10 protein-coding genes and 1 riboswitch are annotated in these 17777 nt (G+C 57.5%); of the genes, 7 read left to right on the top strand and 3 right to left on the bottom strand.

Annotation, left to right across the window (positions count from 1 at the left end; translation table 11 throughout):
- Nucleotides 1–8 precede the first annotated feature (8 nt).
- From ACVJ19_RS43200 to ACVJ19_RS43190, 3 genes are all read right to left on the bottom strand, one after another.
- The gene (locus ACVJ19_RS43200) at nucleotides 9–722 is read right to left on the bottom strand and encodes a thermonuclease family protein (protein ID WP_014497787.1); all 714 of its coding nucleotides are present in this window, start codon (nucleotides 720–722) and stop codon (nucleotides 9–11) included.
- A gap of 1134 nt (nucleotides 723–1856) precedes the next feature.
- Nucleotides 1857–2582, bottom strand: a complete 726-nt coding sequence (locus tag ACVJ19_RS43195; RefSeq protein WP_014497786.1) for a hypothetical protein — start codon at nucleotides 2580–2582, stop codon at nucleotides 1857–1859.
- A gap of 345 nt (nucleotides 2583–2927) precedes the next feature.
- A complete protein-coding gene (locus ACVJ19_RS43190; protein WP_131234261.1) occupies nucleotides 2928–3218 on the bottom strand; it encodes a hypothetical protein in 291 nt (96 codons plus the stop codon).
- Between the two features lie 351 nt (nucleotides 3219–3569).
- Nucleotides 3570–3771, top strand: a riboswitch (cobalamin riboswitch).
- Nucleotides 3772–3872: 101 nt separating this feature from the next.
- On the opposite strand from ACVJ19_RS43190, the gene metE reads away from it, so the two are divergent.
- The 7 genes from metE to ACVJ19_RS43155 all read left to right on the top strand — a co-directional run bounded on the left by metE (nucleotide 3873) and on the right by ACVJ19_RS43155 (nucleotide 17014).
- Nucleotides 3873–6218 carry a 5-methyltetrahydropteroyltriglutamate--homocysteine S-methyltransferase gene (gene metE, locus ACVJ19_RS43185; protein ID WP_011084864.1) on the top strand — a complete coding sequence of 782 codons (2346 nt, stop codon included), beginning with the start codon at nucleotides 3873–3875 and terminating at the stop codon, nucleotides 6216–6218.
- A 2029-nt stretch (nucleotides 6219–8247) separates the two neighbouring features.
- Entirely contained in the window at nucleotides 8248–8454 is a 207-nt protein-coding gene (locus ACVJ19_RS43180; RefSeq protein ID WP_026312600.1) for a hypothetical protein, read from the top strand.
- 702 nt (nucleotides 8455–9156) lie between these two features.
- Complete coding sequence (locus ACVJ19_RS43175; RefSeq protein WP_197535737.1) at nucleotides 9157–10029, top strand: glycine amidinotransferase; 873 nt, start codon at nucleotides 9157–9159, stop codon at nucleotides 10027–10029.
- Between the two features lie 2302 nt (nucleotides 10030–12331).
- Nucleotides 12332–13873: an IS21-like element ISFK1 family transposase gene (gene istA / locus ACVJ19_RS43170; RefSeq protein WP_060907903.1), complete on the top strand. Its 1542-nt coding sequence runs from the start codon at nucleotides 12332–12334 to the stop codon at nucleotides 13871–13873.
- A gap of 18 nt (nucleotides 13874–13891) precedes the next feature.
- Nucleotides 13892–14653, top strand: coding sequence for an IS21-like element ISFK1 family helper ATPase IstB (gene istB / locus ACVJ19_RS43165; protein WP_011090937.1), 762 nt, complete (start codon nucleotides 13892–13894; stop codon nucleotides 14651–14653).
- Between the two features lie 1296 nt (nucleotides 14654–15949).
- Nucleotides 15950–16297, top strand: coding sequence for a sulfotransferase (locus ACVJ19_RS43160; protein WP_011084869.1), 348 nt, complete (start codon nucleotides 15950–15952; stop codon nucleotides 16295–16297).
- A gap of 201 nt (nucleotides 16298–16498) precedes the next feature.
- Entirely contained in the window at nucleotides 16499–17014 is a 516-nt protein-coding gene (locus tag ACVJ19_RS43155) for a NoeE-like protein (RefSeq protein WP_244442032.1), read from the top strand.
- Nucleotides 17015–17777: the final 763 nt, after the last annotated feature.

Below are 17777 nucleotides of genomic sequence, written 5' to 3'. Positions count from 1 at the left end.
GTGTCGCCTCATCGCACGGCCTTACGCCACCCGGTGGCTTCGGCTTCCGCTTCGCTACAAAGCCAGCGTTCGCTGCGCTTCTTCGTCATATCGATTAGTTCGTAGCTGGCTTGCCCTGGCAGGTGATAAATCCGCTCGCCGCTGCGCTCGACAGTGCCTTTTATCAGGCACTCGGGGGACGGTGGTTCCGACAGCAGGACTGATCCGAGCAGTACTTCCTGCGCGTCGATCGGAACCGACCACGCGCCGATGATCATCGTGCCCTTATTGCGGCGAGGCCAGTCCCACGGAGCGATGAACGCTCCCGACCACAGTCCGGCATGGGCTGTGCTTGCCGACAACTCATAGACAGCGTGAGATGCAGCAGCCGATAGTGCCCAGCCCGAGCGTACCATCCAGACATTCACATTCTCGCCTTCGATGAAGCAGTTACCGAGGGCTCGTCTGTACTCATCGACTCTCTGGGTGTGACAATCCCAGGTTCGCCCATTTGAATGCTTGATAAGCTCGTCGCGAGCAGCTACGCCGCAGGCCCATTTGCGACCGTTGGTGTCGAGACAAATCTGGTCCGTCTCAGGAGCTTCGATGCCTGAGAGCCGAACGTTGGTTTTCTCGATCTCGATCGTATTGCCGTCGAGGATGCGCGGAGCACCGCTGAGCGTCGCGGCGCAGACCGGAGATGTGACGAGAGCGAGCAATGCGAACATAATTCCGCGGTTCACCGACAATAACCTTTCGCTCCTGATCCACGTTTCACGCACGATACGGTGCCGATACATTCGACTGCTTGACAGCATTATGTGCGTTATTCCGCCGGCATTTCCGAGCGCTCTATGAGCGCTTCGCCGGAACGCGAACCTACGGCCTGACGCTGCGTAAGGATCAAGTGATTTCTTCGGGGCGGGCGGCGGTATTCTTCGAGCATCGGCTCTCTCACTAGGACCGCGCTGTACCCTCCACCTGAGGGGGAAATCCTCGCGGGCGGGCCGAACGGGCGATGCTGAACAAACCCGAACCCCGGAATGTTGTGTTTTGCAAAAAAGGAGACCGACTATGAAGCGCCGGCGCTCGCGGTGGAGTCAGGCGTTGAGGAGCAACCTTGTTCTGGTCGGCCACGGCTCCCAGCGGCAATCTTGCCGCTGCCGACGGTTCTGCGATGAAATTTCGCATTTCACACGAAAAGATGTGAAAAATCTTGTCTGGCTCGCTCTGACCGATTTAGAAGAAGACGCAATGGAGTTCAGCGTAGACGCCCGCGCATAACTTAGCTCCTTGCGCGAGCAAACCGCGCAAATCCGATGCCTTTTCCGCCCGGCAGGATGATCGTTGATGTCGACCAGGGCAGGTGGAGCACAGTTATAGAAGTGTTTTCCATGCTTCGAAATCCGGATCTATGACGTGCAGACGAATGGGTGCCAGATAAGCTAGGGCCGAGCCAGTCTGGTCCTCGACGTTCTTGCGTACGGCTCTGAGCTTCCCGGTCTGCACGCTCCGAAATGCGCAAGCGCCCAGCGGTATGCTGGGTTGCTACCGGTGAACGGTTTCCGGTAACTTCCTCGCCGGCTTCGTCTCAGCACTCATTTCCTGGTGCCTTCGACGTTGCTACGCAAACTGATGTCCTCACACCGGGTGGAGTGAAGGCGGGAAAACCACATCTCGCAAGCTCGTGCGCGCCGCTGACACTAGGCGGAACAAACGGAATCGCGCGGCCCGACCTTCTTGCGACGGGACGGACTGCTGCGAGAAAGGCACCCGGACCGTTGCGGATGCTAAAACAAAGCAAGTGTAGAGCGCGTATGTCTTGCAATAGGTTCGAGGCGCTCCGCCACTGCGGCAAGATGTTGCTCTGCGGCGGTTTACTCAGGCCTTGGCTCTCCTAAGTCTTCCTCTTCTTTTGGCTCGGTGCGTTGGAACCAGGAGCCAGGGGGAAATTTCGCGATGCGTTTGGCAAAGGAGGATTGTGGCTCCCAATCCTGTCCTTCTCTCTTCTCGAAAGTGATGACCCCGTTGTGTGTAAAATAACGTGGTCCTTGGATACTACAATTCACCAAGAGCAGAACGCGCCACACGCCACCCTTCTCGGCCGGTTTATCATTCCGCTTCGGTAAGTAGTCCACTCCAACTGGTTCAATGATAGTGCAGCGGCCCTGCCGCAGAAGATCGCCGAGCCGGCCTTGCGGGGTAGTCACAAAGTTGAAGTTGGCCGGATCATGCAGAAAGCGAAGATTTGCGTCCCTTTCGCCATCTGCGACTTCACTGGCGATTAGGGAGAGCGCCAGGGCGCGCCAGCCCAATTCCATCGGCTTCGCATAAGTCGACGCAAGTTCAAGCGTGCCGTCGAGGGCGATCTTCCAGGCGATAACGTACTGTTCGTCCGATTTGTTGTCCCGGTGTCTGGTCCACGAAACGAAAATAAAGTCGTTTTGGCCAAGTTCAACAACGCCCCACATTTGAGGCACGAACTGTGCCACCTTCGAGACATTGGAGATAATTTGTTCTATCGTCTCACCATCTTGCGCTCGCCAAGTTGACTTCAGTCGTTCGACAAGGGGACTGTCGCTGGCCCGAATATTATTGCTCATGGCAGCCGGCCAGGCGAGGCAGATTAAAAATCCGACCACGCTAAGCCATAGCGCGGGTCTTCCAGGCATTCTCTTCATAACCCTCGGCCTATCGCGTTTCATCCAAATATCTTGTGAAGCAGGCAACCTCGAACCTGCTATGCCATCGCAAGAAGTTTACGGGGATGCACCCGCTAGCTGTCCCGCGCGAGCAGGCGCTCCCCTCTATGTCATGCGCAGCTAACTTCCCCGGCAGCGACTGCGTCAATTGGCTGAGCTGGACCTGCCCAGAGGAGGAGACTGGGCATTCCGAGGGTCTGCATTCTTCGTGCCAGGCAATAGGCGGAAAATTTCACGGAGTTTGTGTCACTCTTGTCGACTTTCCGACCTTTGCATGTTTTCGATGTTTCTGTTTGGCGTATCCGCCGCAGCTTGTGCATCCATGTCCCGCACCGGATATTTAGCAGAAGAGTTGAACGCCTCGATGCCGGATGCCTGTGGACGGAAGTGGGTTTGCCGCCATTGAGCTGTGTGGTTCGCTATCGTGCCGCCCGCGTTCGAGCTGCGTGATTGCCAAGCACCAAGCCGGCTTGATCCCAGCTCTGAAGTCTGGGTGGCACGCAAATCAACCCCTCGCCAGTTGCTAAATTTCGCCACGTGCCTTGGCCTATTCGCCGCAGATCCTTTAGTTGAGCGAAGAGCTGGCTAGCTGAGGTGCTGGGCGAACCTCTGGAAATCGCAAAGCCGCATTGAAAGCGCTCTGATATAACGTCGGTACTCCCGCCGGCAGGCTGCTTCTGTCCCTTTCATCAATTTAGCGTGCGGCTCCGCCTCAAGGCAGCTCCGATGCTTATCCGGCATCTGAGAAGGATATGTCTGATTATGACATCTCTGATGAGAGAATGTTTCTAGATGGTGAAGTCACAGAGATGCACGGTCATTCGGCTAGCGGATGTCGCAGATTAGCTTGCACATAATCTGAGAGGTTGACGGAAGAGTTCTCCTGCCGATAATCCAAGTCGTCGAGGTTCTCCGGTTCCCATTGATCCGGAGCTAAGAGGGAAGCCGGTGCAAATGCCGGCTCTGCCCCCGCAACTGTGAGCGGCGAGCCGCTGTCCGACGATGTCGCTGAAGCCTGCACGGCTTCGGGAAGGCCGGACAGCAGCGATGACCAGCAAGCCAGGAGACCGGCCCCGACAATATATTGGTCCACGGGCGGGGTGTCTCGGTGGTGCGCCAAGCAGCCGTCGCACGCGCGACTTCTCCTGCCTGCGTCCGCCATGGCCTTTGTCCCCAACAGGGGTTAACGCTATGTCTCCTCTCTCTCTTCCAGTTGCTACGCTCGGAACGCCACGCATCGGCCCAAGGCGTGAGCTCAAGCTCGCTCTAGAAAGCTACTGGGCTGGAAAGATTAGTGAACAGCAGTTGCACGAAGACGCATTCGGCCTACGCGCAGCGAACTGGGCTCGTCAAAAATCGCTCGGCGTCACGATCATTCCGTCAAACGACTTCTCGCTGTATGATCAGGTGCTCGATACAAGCGTCATGGTTGGCGCAATCCCGGAGATCTACGCCGCGAACGGAGAATCCGTTTCGCTCCAAACGTACTTCGCCATGGCCCGCGGATCGCAATGCGGCGAGCAGGATGCGAGTTGCGCCCAGAGCCCGCGGGGATCTGGCGTGCCCGCGCAGGAAATGACCAAGTGGTTCGATACCAACTACCACTACATGGTTCCTGAGTTTTACCGGGGACAGGCGTTCAGACTGTGCTCTCGCAAACCCGTCGAAGAGTATGAGGAAGCGAGGGCTCTTGGCTTTCAGACCCGCCCTGTCCTGATCGGGCCGGTCACATTTTTAAAGCTCGGCAAGAGTACCGATAGTGCGTTCCAGCCCCTCTCTCTCCTCGATGATCTGATACCCGTCTATATCGACCTTCTGCATGAATTAGCCAAACGAGGGGCAAGTTGGGTTCAGTTTGACGAGCCCTGCCTGGTCCTTGATCTGGATGAGGCGGCGCGAAATTCGTTGCTGCACGCCTATAACCGGTTCGCAAAGGAGGGACCCGCTATCAAGATCATGCTTGCGAGCTATTTCGGCGCCCTAGGCGACAATCTGGATACTGCCTTGAGCCTGCCAATTTCCGGTCTGCACGTCGATTTGGTTCGAGCGCCAGAACTATTGGATCAGATCGTTGCTGACGGCCGAAGTGATCTCGTCATGTCGCTCGGTGTCATCGACGGCCGGAATGTGTGGCGGTCGAACTTGCCGTCGCTCCGTCAGCGGCTGAAGCCCTCGATTGCGAAGCTTGGCAGGCACCGTGTACAGCTCGCTCCATCCTGCTCGCTGCTTCACGTGCCGGTCGATGTTGAACTCGAGACCGGGCTCGCGTCCGACGTCAAGAGCTGGCTTGCTTTCTCGGTTCAGAAGATGCGTGAGCTTGCGATCCTGGCGCGGGTACTCGCAGGCGACCAGAATGTTGGGCTAGCTCTTGCCGAGTCGGAATGCGCTGCGACTGCCCGCCGGACCTCGCCGAAGATCCATAATGCCAACGTCGCTGTCCGAATGAGGGCGATCGATCAGACGATGCGCCAGCGCGCCACCCCGTTTGCCCGTCGTTCCGAGATCCAAAGGGAACGCTTTGGACTACCGGCTTTTCCCACCACGACGATAGGATCGTTTCCGCAGACCACAGCGGTGCGAAATGCTCGCGCGGCGCATGCGCGAGGTGCGATGAGCGAGGAGCAATACGACAGGTTCCTCAAAGAGGAGATAGCCCGCGCCGTACGTTGGCAGGAGGACATCGGTCTTGACGTCCTCGTTCATGGCGAATTCGAGCGTAATGACATGGTGCAGTACTTCAGCGAGCAACTCGCCGGCTTCGCATTTACAAGGAATGGATGGGTTCAGTCCTATGGTTCGCGCTGCGTTAGGCCCCCGATCCTGTTTGGCGATGTAGTGCGGCCGAAGCCGATCACCGTGGAATGGTGGCGCTACGCGCAATCACTAACTAGTAAGCCGATGAAGGCGATGTTGACCGGACCGGTGACGATCCTGAACTGGTCGTTTGTTCGCGATGATATTCCTAGAAGCGAGGTCTGCCGTCAGCTTGCGCTCGCGATGCGCGATGAAGTCCGCGATCTCGAGAATGCCGGTGCGGCGATGATACAGATCGACGAAGCTGCACTTCGCGAAGGATTGCCATTGCGCCGGTCGGACTGGAAGGCATATCTCGATTGGGCCGGAGATTGCTTCCGCATCTGCTCATCGGGCGTTACCGATCAAACGCAAATCCATACACATATGTGCTACTCAGAGTTTAACGACATCATCGGTGCGATCGCTGCAATGGATGCGGATGTCATTTCAATCGAGACGTCGCGATCGAAAATGGAGCTGCTGGATGCGTTCAGGAGGTACGAATATCCAAATCAAATCGGACCGGGCGTGTACGACATTCACTCTCCGCGCGTTCCCGAGACGGACGAAATGAAGGAGCTGATCGTGCTAGCTCGGACGCGCTTGCAGGATTCTCAGCTCTGGGTCAATCCGGACTGCGGCCTAAAAACGCGCAAATGGGAGGAGGTTCGGCCTGCGCTCGCCAACATGGTCGCTGCCGCGCGCGAACTGCGCGCTGCATCCGATCCGCAAATCCGTTGATCCCGAGCTCCGGTCTGTTCTCGACAAAGCTAATTGGGTTATGGTGATTTACGCTTTCCACATTATCGAGGCTATCCTTGCCGCTGACAAAATGCCCGGTCCACTTCGTGGACCGGGGAAGGTACGGTCTCGGAGAAAAGATGGTGACGCGTTACGCTAGTTTCGTCGGCCGCGGGAGAATTGCCGGCTGCTCGATCAAGGCGACGACATTCGCCGAAAATCTGCGACCCATTCAAGCAGAAGTGCCGCAGCTCAATCATGCCATGGTACGCGGCCGTCTAGGCTGTGATTTGTCGCTCATGGGCACGTTGGCAACGGCCGCGACAGCAATGAGAAAACTAATGCTTGACGGACACCGCAAGGCACCGGCGCGGATTCGGTCCGCTCGGAGATGCCGTCAGGCTCCCTCAATCAATCCACGCTAGATAGTTTCCGAAGAGAGGACGTCAAAGGCACTCCGTACCCCAACTCACGCCAATCCATTTGGAATAACGGCTATCCGGGCCAGATACGCCAATGCGTCGGCCGCACAGCGATTTGCTCTCCGGTATTCGCGTTGATCCATCCGCCGAAGATCCGGCGGCAAGGAAAGACCACCCGGTGAATTGAATTACCCTCGATCACGGCAATCTCCAGATCCTGATCGAAGGGCGGCGCCTTTCCAAGCTGCTCCCATGTCAGATCATTAGATGCTGGGCGGTGTTCATAGCTGCGGGGTGACAAATTCAGATAACCTTGTTAACACCGCGCACATCGCTTGGGTTCTGCGCGGACGGGCCCAAGCCGATAACGTTCGGATGGCCCGCGTTCTCGATCGCGTCAGCCGCGGCGGAGGGCTATCGGCCATGCGCTGTTGTGACGAAACATGATCCGCTCGCGAACTGAAATATTTAGATCTGCGCCACGAAACGACATCTGAGCTTTGGTCGAATTGATTTGGATCAGCTCAAGGCCTCGGCCGTTGATATTTGTAGCTGTGCTGCACAAGTTAGACTGGACTCCAGCTCCAGTAATCCGGCCCGGAGCAGGGTAAATGGTCCGGCCGTCTGTCATATCACGTCCCTTGTTGGTGAGACACATCTCCTTATCCTCCGGCGTCATCGTGTTGGTTGTGTGTGGGGGGCCTCCCTCACGCGCGCATTTTCTTAACACCGTTAGATGGGCGGCATCGCTCTGAGCCCATAGCAGGGCCGTCCCGCAGGCCGATAAAGTAGATGCCGTCGCAAGTCGGCGCAATTTATCATGTGGCCGGTCATTGGCCGCCGCGCGGCTGCGGCTGCGTCTGGTAGCAGTCCTAGGAACGGCAGCGGGTACCCGGGCAAGAAAGCATCATGGGCGTCAAGCATTTCGGTCCGCCGTGCGTCTGACCTTACTAGAAGACCACTTCTATCAGAGGCAGCCGCTGCAGCATTGATGCTTGTCAAAAAGTTGTGCGCGTCCGGGATCGGAGGCTCGTGACCGCTACCAGCCGCAGACGCTCGTCGACATGTTCCGAACTCGCGCTTCAGCCAGCGCCTCGCGTTCTCTGCAACAGACCAACGCGTTGAATTGAGGTGCAACCCACGCCCATGGCTAGGACAACTTTTCGCCATTGCTCCGTGCACGCCGACGGTCAATTGATGCTTCGCCTTTCACTCGGTGGCCTTGCCGGGCGCTGATAGACCTTAAGCTCCGGCGCTGAAGTCCTGGACCGGGCTTATCGAAACGTGGGCTAGGACAAGCGTGATGAGCGGCTTCTGCAATCGCGTCTTCAGGTGGACCGCCGATGCAAGTTCGGGGTTCTTGGTGCCCAGCGATCGCTTGCGCGCATAGCCGCCGGCGCATGGCAGAAATCAGCCCGCGATAAGCCTGCACTTGCGGCAGTCGTTCACAAGACTATCGCGGACAACTCGTAAAGTTCACGGCGGACTTTCTTGGCCTATCTTCGGAGGATCAGACAGACCTCTTGGGATGCTCCTTGAGGCAAATCAAATACTCCCCGCGCGAATGGCAGAATAGTGGATAAGCAAACCACACAAAGAGAGGGGGCATGCCTTCATTTAGCGTCCGGTTTATGAAGATCGTTTGCGACGATGCCGGCGGCGAGCATCGTGCGTGCCAGGCAGCATTCAAGGTCGATGCCGCCTCGCTGAGTGCTGCTGCTCAGCAGGCGGAGACCGATTTCTGCCGGCAAAGGCGGGTCCGCGATTGGACAATCTTCGCCGATGTACTGGAGCTTCGAACACCGCCTGCATGAGCCAATCCGTCCACATCATCTTCGAGCATTCCGCGAGGACGAGCTCTCCTGAGTTGCAAGGGCGTCGCACTTTCCGGGTTTCCAAGGAAGTTTAAGGTCTTCAACTCCGGCCAATGCTCTCAGTTCACGCCCGTGACATTCACCGGCGTCCTCGCCAGTCATGGTATTCTTCGGCTATGGCATCCGGCGCGACGACGTGTTCGTCGAGCATGCCTACGACATTGTGTCCGGCTCCGCGTTTCAATCGGATGAGACTTTGCCCTTTTACAGTGACCGGCGTCCACTTCGAACCTTGGCAGCGGTGCTCCGCATCAGCCTTACTTCCGCCCGCTGCCATTCCGTGCGGTAGCCTTACTGTGGCAAACGTTCCAATTATACAATTTGAACCACGCCGGCAGCCGTATATGGAATCCCGAAGGGACGGCAAATACGTCATCCGCCGGCGAACCTGCCAGGTCAGATAGGTTGAATTCGTGGTGTAGAGCACGTATCCGGCAATGGTGTAGAGCGCATCTGACCAGCCGGCCAAGGCGGGATCATCCCAGTGGGTAGAGAACAGACGATCGCGCTGCTCCGCGTCTGTCCTCTGCGGCAGCGGGCACACAAGCTGGCACGCGGGTCCGCCATCGGATCAAGGACCGCTACCTGGACGAACTGAATGAGGACGTCGAAGGAATTGTGAACACGTTGCGGAAGCTTAACGTGACCGTGCATCGACCGATGACACTCGATGCGTCCACCGTGGAGGTTCGCACCCTTGCTTGGTTGGCCGCAGTCGTGCCGCCGCTCAATGTCCGCGACATAGCGTTAGTGGTTGGAGACGAATTGATCGAGACCCCTCCTATGCTCCGCTCACGATACTTCGAGACGCAATTTCTCAAGCCAATCTTCGCGTCCTATTTCGACCGAGGCGCGCGATGGTCAGTGATGCCGCGCCCGTTGATGACTAACCGTTCATTTGACCGCTCCTACGCCCTGTCAACGACCGGTGGTCCAACGGAACCGATCCACCATCCCGGAACACATCCCTATGACGTTGGCCTCGAGATGATGTGGGACGGTGCGCAGTGTTTGCGTGTTGGACGCGACCTCGTCGTAAATATCGCTACCAAGAATCACGCGATGCCATGTGATTGGCTTGAGCGCCATTTGCAAGGACGATTTCGGATCCACCGTGCCTACAAGCTCTGCGATAGCCATATTGATAGTATGGTCATAGCGCTTGCGCCGGGGCCGCTGCTCGTGCGGTCTCGCGAGGTGGCGGACTATTTGCCAGAAGCAATGCGCAACTGGGACATGATAGTAGCGCCCGAGCCAACCAAAAATAGTTTTCCGGCTTACAACGACGACGATCTGCTGTTGTCCAGTCTTTACATTGATGTCAACGTCCTCTCGGTCGCTCCTGACGTCGTCTTAGTCAACGACGCCTGCCCCGAGCTGGCTCGGATCCTTGAACAGTTCAGCTTTCAGGTTGTCCCGGTTCGGCGCCGCCATAGACGGATCTTCGGCGGTGGGTTCCATTGCGTTACTCTCGACACGGTTCGCGAAGGCGGGCCGGAGGATTACTTCAGCTAGTACCGACGATCGTCTGCTTTCCGGGCAACGATCTGCTAAGCCGCTGCTTTGGGAGCCTCATACCTGGCAAAGCTTATGCTGCATCAGCTAGTTGGGAGAAAAATCGTAGCGTAGGCTGGCATTGCCGTAGTTGAGCCACCTAGATAGACTCTCCGCCGCGTTTGAGGTCGACATTGACGGGTGCCTCTCCGGGCGCCGTAAGTCGGGACGTGCACACGCTCACATCTTGCGGCACCATTGTGCGCGTGACCGTCTTCCCTTATCAGGACGGGAGCTTTTGAATGTCATTTGATCGTCCAGTGACTTAAAGGAAACTGTTGCTTCGATGTCACCAGATCGGTGAACAGCCGATCTACGCTTGTGCGAAAAAGAGCCACCACATGTTCGATATCTATTTGAACCAAAGAAACGATCTTTTGGTCGTGCCGAGAGGCTTTGCGATCCCCGCGGGATTGGGCGGGAATTGGAAACGAAAGAAGCGGGCGGTTCGTTTCGTGAGCGACGTCATTCGTCAGGATGTACAACGGCGTGGCTACTACCGACGTCGTTTGATCTCAAGTCGGTCGAAGTCGGCAGTCGAGACCACCTCACGCTCCTAGTCAACGCAGCTATCTAATGCTGAACCGTTCTTCGGAAGAGTCCTGGCAAGATGCAGTCGAAAAGCGTTGCTTACCGCGGCGACGGCAGGCGGGTGTCGTGCAATCGGCTTTAGGAGGAAGCTCTCTTTTGAAAAGCGGCTCGCAGCTCTGGAGCTTACCTCAAAATATGTAATATGGGCTTTTCCTTAAGTCGATGGCGTGCGCGAGTTTTCAGTTGTCGATACTGAAGATACTCGCCTGCAGCCGCACGGTCTGGCGAGTATCGAAGTCGTTAAGCAGCATTTGGCTATCTATTTTAGCAGCGGCCCGGAGTGGACGGACCGTATGAAGCGGATTGCGAGCCGCGCGACCCCACTCGATGTTTTCGGCCAAAAGCTGATCGAGCGGAAGGCCGGGTGCTGGATTATCACCGAAGAGGGAAGAGAGTACTTGAGGCGCTCGAAAACTTAGATCGGGGTACTATGCAGGCGCAGGTTGAGCGAGAGATCGCGCAAGAGCCGAAAGCTGAGCTGCCGCTCCCTTTGGTTTCTCGGCTGGAAGCGAACACGGGCAGAAAGCGTCCCACGGCATGCGATTGAGCCGACGTAAACCGATGTCGACGTGGAGGAAAGCCGCTTGAACCCTTGCTGGTGGTGATGCAGTTCGACTGGATTGCGAAGTTCAATCTAGAAACAGTGTCGTTGTAATCAGTGTTGTGGAGTCGTTGAACGCGACCAAAGATATTGACCTGAGGGACGAAGGATTTGGCCTCTTCGTGCACATCAGTGTCATCGAGACGGTCGGCTAAACTGATTTCCCGGAAGGCATCCGGGTCAAATACGAGAAGGGGACCAAGAACCCCATGTATTGGTTGGCGAAGGCAGCCGACGAAGGTCTCTGCTCGTCTTTAAGCGGTCTACGCCTGTGGTGTCCTGATCGGCGGTGGACGCCAGTCGTGCTGGATTTTCAGCAAATTTCTTATCCCGAAAATTGGGCATGATGATCTTGCACTGGAATTGAGGGCATCACTGGCAGCGGGCTGCACTCGGAGAACGAGCTCGACATATGAGCATTTTGGATGTGAGGCGCGGCGCGCGTGAACTTCACCAATAACCTACCACTTCAGTCGAGGCCATCAAGCGGCGGCGCTCTTTGCGCGAGTTGAATACGACCAAAAGCGAACTTGACAAAGAGCGCGTGATCAAAGGTGAGTGTGCCTTTAATCATTCTCGTCAGCCACCTCTCTAAGCAATATCGCGGAGACACAACATCTTTCCGTTCTCTGGGCGCACCTCCTTATTTGGACCTGTTGATCTCTATCGCGATTTGGCTCTCGCTTATTCGAGAGCGTGTCGGTTGTTTAGCTCCGGATATAAAGGCGTCGATTGGAACGCTATCAGAACGCGACGTGCGTATGAAGTTTACAATTGCGCAGCTGCAACAGTGCAGACACCTCGCTTCGGAAGACATGCCAAAGCTTACACTTGGCGCGATGTCCTATAATATTGTCTATTTTTTTACCGTCGTCGCGCCGAGAAAACTATGTTACAATGCGCGTTTCGCGGGATCGTGAGCGCGGATTTCAGGGGATCGTGAGCAGAGATTTCAGACGATCGTGAGCAACGATTTCGCGGGATCGTGAGCAAGGCTTTCGGAGCCTTGCAGCGCTTCGGCCGACAACTCAACCGGCTTAGGGATGACCTCGTGGTTAACGAGGAAGTCCAATGCCTACCCAGAGATTGTCGATGCGCCGGATCAAGGAAGTCCTTCGGTTAAAACATTTTCAAGGCCTGCCAGAGCGGGCCATCGCGCGGAGCGTGGGCGTCAGCAACGGCGTTGTGCACAGCTACCTGAGCCGCGCCCGCTCTGCTGGGTTGAGCTGGCCGCTTCCGGAGGGAATGACCGATGAAGACCTGGAGCTTTTGCTTTTCCCGGCCCCACGACCAGCGTCTCAGAGCCCGCAGCGGCCGGTGCCCGACTGGAGCTACATCGATAAAGAGCTCCGCCGGCGCAACGTAACCCGTCGCCTGCTCTGGGAGGAGTATCGCGCCGTTAATCCCGACGGTTTCGGGTACACGTGGTTCTGCACTACCTACGAGGCCTGGAAGGGGCGGGTCCGACCTTCGATGCGGCAGATTCATCTGGGCGGCGAGAAGGTGTTCGTGGATTTCGCCGGCGACACCATCGACATCGTCGATCCCCTGACCGGGGAAGTGCAGCCGATGAAGCTGTTCGTCGCGGCGATGGGCGCTTCGAACTACACCTACGCCGAGGCCTGCCCCAGCGAGAGCTTGGCCGACTGGATCCGGGCCCACGTCAACTTGTTCACGTTTTTGAGCGGAACGCCGACGTTCGTGGTCTGCGACAACCTCAAAGCCGCCGTCAGCAACCCCGACCGCTACGATCCCGGCCTCAATCGCACTTATGCCGAGATGGCGAGCCATTACGGCACGGCCATTCTCGCCGCACGGCCGCGGCGCCCAAAAGACAAGGCGAAGGTCGAGGTCGCGGTGCAAATCGCCCAGCGCTGGATTCTGGCCCGGCTGCGCAATCAGCGCTTCTTTTCCCGGGCCGAGCTCAACGCCGCCATCAAGACACTCGTCGACGAACTCAATGCTCGTCAAATGCGTGGCTTCGGCTCAAGCCGCGCCGAACTGTTTGCCGAACTCGACAAACCCAAGCTAACCCCGCTGCCAGATCAGCCTTATGCCTTCGCACGCTGGAAGCGCTGCCGCCTCGCTCCCGATTATCATGTCGAGGTCGACGGCCATTGGTACTCCGCGCCGTATCGTCTGATTGGCGAGCTGGTCGATGCCCGTATCGACGATCGGACGGTCGAGATCTTCCACAAGGGCCAGCGGATCGCCAGCCATGCCCGCGCGCCCAACCGACGCGGACACACCACCATCGCCGACCACATGCCCAGCGCCCATCGCCGCTACGGCAAATGGACCCCCGCCGCGGTGATCGCCGCCGGCGAGCGGATCGGTCCTTCGACAGCAGCGTTTTTCCAGGCCGTGATCGACGCCCGGCCCCATCCAGAACAAGGCTTTCGAACCTGCCTTGGCATTCTGGCGCTCGTCAAAAGCTACGGCGCCGAACGCCTCGACGCAGCCTGCCGGAGGGGCATCCTCATCAAGGCGCGCTCCGTCGCCTCGATTAGATCGATCCTCCAGAACGGCCTCGATCGCACGTTCTTCGACGAATCTTTCGAGCACCAGCCCCTGCGCCACGGCAACATCCGCGGACGCGACTACTTCCACTGAAGCAAGGAGAGACCCGGCATGCTTAACCACCCAACCCACGAACGGCTGATCGAGCTTGGCCTGACCGGAATGGCCAAGGCCTTCGAGGAGCAGCGCCGATCGCCCGATCTCGAAGCCCTGCCGTTCGAAGATCGCATCGGCCTGTTGGTCGACCGCGAAGCCGCCGAACGCGACACCAGGCGGCTCACCACGCGCCTCAAGATCGCCGCACTGCGCCAGACTGCTTGCGTCGAGGACGTCGATCTGCGCACCCCGCGGGGCATCGACCGCGCCGTTTTCGCCAAACTCGTCGAAGGTCGCTGGATCGATCGCCACGAGAATTTGCTCGTCACCGGGGCAACCGGCCTGGGCAAAAGTTGGTTAGCCTGCGCGCTCGGCCACAAGGCCTGCCGCGACAACCGATCAGTCCTCTATCATCGCGTTCCAAGGCTGTTCGAGGCGCTCGCGCTCGCGCGCGGAGACGGACGTTACGCTCGGCTCCTCAAAAGCCTCGGCCGCGCTCAGCTTCTGATTTTGGATGATTGGGGACTATCGGTGCTCACCGCCGCGGAACGCCGCGATCTGCTCGAAATCCTCGAGGACCGCCATGGCCGCGCATCCACCATCGTCACAAGTCAGCTCCCCGTGGACACCTGGCATGGAGCCATTGGGGACCCCACGGTCGCCGACGCCATTCTCGATCGCCTCGTCCACAACGCCCACCGCCTCCAGCTCACCGGAGAAAGCATGCGAAAACGCAGCGCCAAAACCATCACCCTTGACGGCCAACCAGAACACTGACTCTATCTCCCATCGGCCGTAGCGGGCTGCTCACGATCGTCTGAATTCAGTGCTCACGATCGCGCGAAATCGATGCTCACGATCCGTGAAATCCGCAGTTACAAGCCGCTCCGCTAAAAAGGAGCATTCATCGTGAAGAAAGCAACTAAGAAAAGCGTTAAGCGGCGCGAATGGACGAAGGCAGATATCAAGGAGCTCAAAGTCCACTCGAAGGCCAGGACCCCGGTGATAAAAATAGCAAAGATGACCAAACGCAGTGTCGGTGCGCTCCGCCAGAAGGCCTTAAATCTTGGAATCGGACTCGGACATCAGCGGTAGCTTGGGCCGCGCTGGTACTTGCACGGTAGGGCGGCTCGCAGGCCGCCCTCAGTGCCCATAGAAGGTTCTCTAGCAAATTGGGTTTGCCGATTCGCGCTGAGGGGTTTTTTGGATGGCGTTTCAATGTGGCGGTGGGGCTCCAGCATCCTCATTGATGGACTTTGTTAGAAAGTGTTGGTCTAAAAGGTTATGTCCGGTCGTGATTCATAATCGGCATTGAAGACATTGTCTTGCTCGTAGCCCTACCAAGGATGTTCCACATGAACGGCGGAAAAATCTCGTCTTCGTGAGTAGAGACGCGGCCAAGCGCGCTTGCTGATCGCGTTATCCCGTGGCATGTTGGATCAGGTCCGTCATTCAGCCTCCTTAGCCCCTGTCAGGGGAAGAGCGACGTTGCGGATCCGCTAACCCAAATACTTCGTGCGGCTTGGACGATTGCGCTTGTCGAAAGAAAGTTGGCCGGAGCTATAATCCAATGTGTTGACCGGCTAGCCGCGGCGCTCACTCAAGTGTGACCCCCGCGATATGACCTGATTCTTTGCAGCACTCCGCTCATATCCCGAAATGTCTTGGAGTATGCCGAGAATCAGCGAGGTGCAGTCGCATTTACATACGTAGCAACCTGCCATGTGCTCGCGCGGTCTTCGGCAAACGTCCGTATAGTTCTTTCCAACCTTCCTACATCCGAGTCAATCTTGCTGCAATTGAGCAGTTGCTTAATTTCGTTCTATTGGTCGAGCAATCGGAGGCGCGATTGCAGTTACCCTTCTGTGATCCCGCCCGATCAAAGTGAATGGGTCTTAGGTCATGAGTAGCAGCCAAAATTCTGTCGTTTCGTCGCTTTGTACGCAAGCTGTTGGTCCTCATGCGATCGGGCGGCTCGCTTTGCTTCGCCCAATCGAGCTAGCGCCGACAGGGGGGCGCGTGCCCAGCACGAGCGCCTGACGATAAGCGGACGTTTTGGTCGTTCACCTGAGTGTGCTTTCTCTCGGTCTTCCACGATCTGGGACCACACTCCTGGCTCATTTGCTGAAGCTCCATCCAGACATTGTGGCTCCGCCTGAACCCTGGTTAATGTTGGCGCTCGAGGCGTTTGGCAAGGTGGATCGGCGCCATCCGGGGGGCAGCGCACTGATTGAGGCCGCAACCTCCGAATTCTTAGGACGGATAGACCGCGCGATCGTTAGCCGCGCTTTTGCAGAAGCAGCATACGATCAGTATCTGGCAGAAGCGGGTAAGCGCATCATCATAGATAAGACACCACGCTATGGACGGTCCTTGACTTTGTTGAATCCGTCTATCCAGAAGCGCCACACATCCTTCTGATGCGCAATCCCTACGCCATCGCCGCTTCATTGAAATCGACCTGGGATTCCATGGCGGGCAGACAGCTCGCAGCCGGTCAGCGTTTCCAGTCTCACTGATCTCATGCTTCGTCTGCCCGATGGCATAATATCTTCACTCCCCGATTTGGTTTTGGGTCTTCCTAGGCTCGCCGAGCAACGTACTCGCCCGCAGGCCCATTTGGTGCAATACGAACTGCTCGTGGCGCGTCCGGACGAGGAAATCCAACGTGTACTGACAGGGCTCGGCTGTGATCCAGATGGCGTCGCATCGGCTAGCATAGGACGAGCAGATTATCTTCAAGCCAGCAGCTTTGGGGATCGAAAAAACGTGGAACGAAACGCCATCCACGGAAGCTCAGTCAAATCACGGCAATCTCAATTGTGCGTCGAGGAGATGCAAACCGTGACCGATCTGGTCGGTGCCGAGCTTTTGCTGGAACTCGGATATGAGCAGGAACTGCTGCATGCCCAGAAATCCGGAGTTCTAGACAGGGGGCGGGAGGTAACTGAACCCTATCGCCGTATATTCCGCACCTGGTGGGATATGCGAAGTACCAATGCGGGAGGATTGCCCGGCTCATCTTACGCTGGAGAGCCGGTCCACACTGCTTTGAACATTTCGGAGAACCGAGACGTGGCTATCGAGACGTTGCGAGGGGAGGTCCCGCGGCTTGAGCAGATCCTCAGCATCTCCTAAGGACGCTGGCGATGGTAACGTCTGGCAAGCTTTCTTCCCTTTTTGGCCGCCGCTCGTCGGCGAATACCTTCGGCGTAGGCCTGTACCTTCGCATCGCGAGGCAATGCTGTCACGAACATGCGCCATCCTGAGCTACGAAGCCCCGCCGCGTGTTCGGGTCATGCTCCGTTCCGCCTTTCCTGGTTGATCGCCATGAAGGCGCCATAGGCGCAGCCGAAAAGGAAGCGAAGCTCATCCTTGGCAAGCGACAGAGATGATCACTTGATGATCCGCTCTGGTCAACCGCTGGCGTGCTCGACCGCGCCCGTAGACCACGTCGGACGCGAGCTCGCATCAACGAGCCGGCCTGCAGAGGAGAGAGCAGGACAAGTACGAAGTGCGACCGTCGTCCAACCAGAGTGCCTCATCGGCGAGGTAGTTGCGCGCAACGAGCGCTGGGATGCCGGCAACTTTTGCTCGCCGCCCACGCCTTGGAACCGCCGTAAAACCGCACGCTCACCGCCGCCATATCGCTCGGTGAGACGTCCCGCGGCGAAGCGGCGTTAAGTAACTGAGATGCTGAAAGCCCAGGAATCGCTTCCAAGATAAAGCGCGCAACTTCATTGGACTTGGCTCGACGTACTCCCGGCAAATCGAGGCGACATGTTGTGTCACAAGGCCGCTCGCCAAAAGGTGTCGAACTGATTCCTGCTCGCGCAAGCATCCAAGATCGCTGGATCGCCATCAAGTGTGGCTCGCCGCGGGCTGCCAACGCCGCTCCATT

This window comes from Bradyrhizobium sp. USDA 376 (assembly GCF_054063675.1).
The sequence above is the reverse complement of the archived record's forward strand: the minus strand, read 5'-3'. Positions and strand labels throughout refer to the sequence as shown.

Excerpts from the sequence above, each read along its gene's own strand:
- ACVJ19_RS43195 (WP_014497786.1), bottom strand. The coding sequence starts at position 2,582 with ATGAGCAATAATATTCGGGCCAGCGACAGTCCCCTTGTCGAACGACTG.
- ACVJ19_RS43180 (WP_026312600.1), top strand. The coding sequence starts at position 8,248 with ATGCCTTCATTTAGCGTCCGGTTTATGAAGATCGTTTGCGACGATGCC.
- metE (WP_011084864.1), top strand. The coding sequence starts at position 3,873 with ATGTCTCCTCTCTCTCTTCCAGTTGCTACGCTCGGAACGCCACGCATC.
- istB (WP_011090937.1), top strand. The coding sequence starts at position 13,892 with ATGCTTAACCACCCAACCCACGAACGGCTGATCGAGCTTGGCCTGACC.
- istA (WP_060907903.1), top strand. The coding sequence starts at position 12,332 with ATGCCTACCCAGAGATTGTCGATGCGCCGGATCAAGGAAGTCCTTCGG.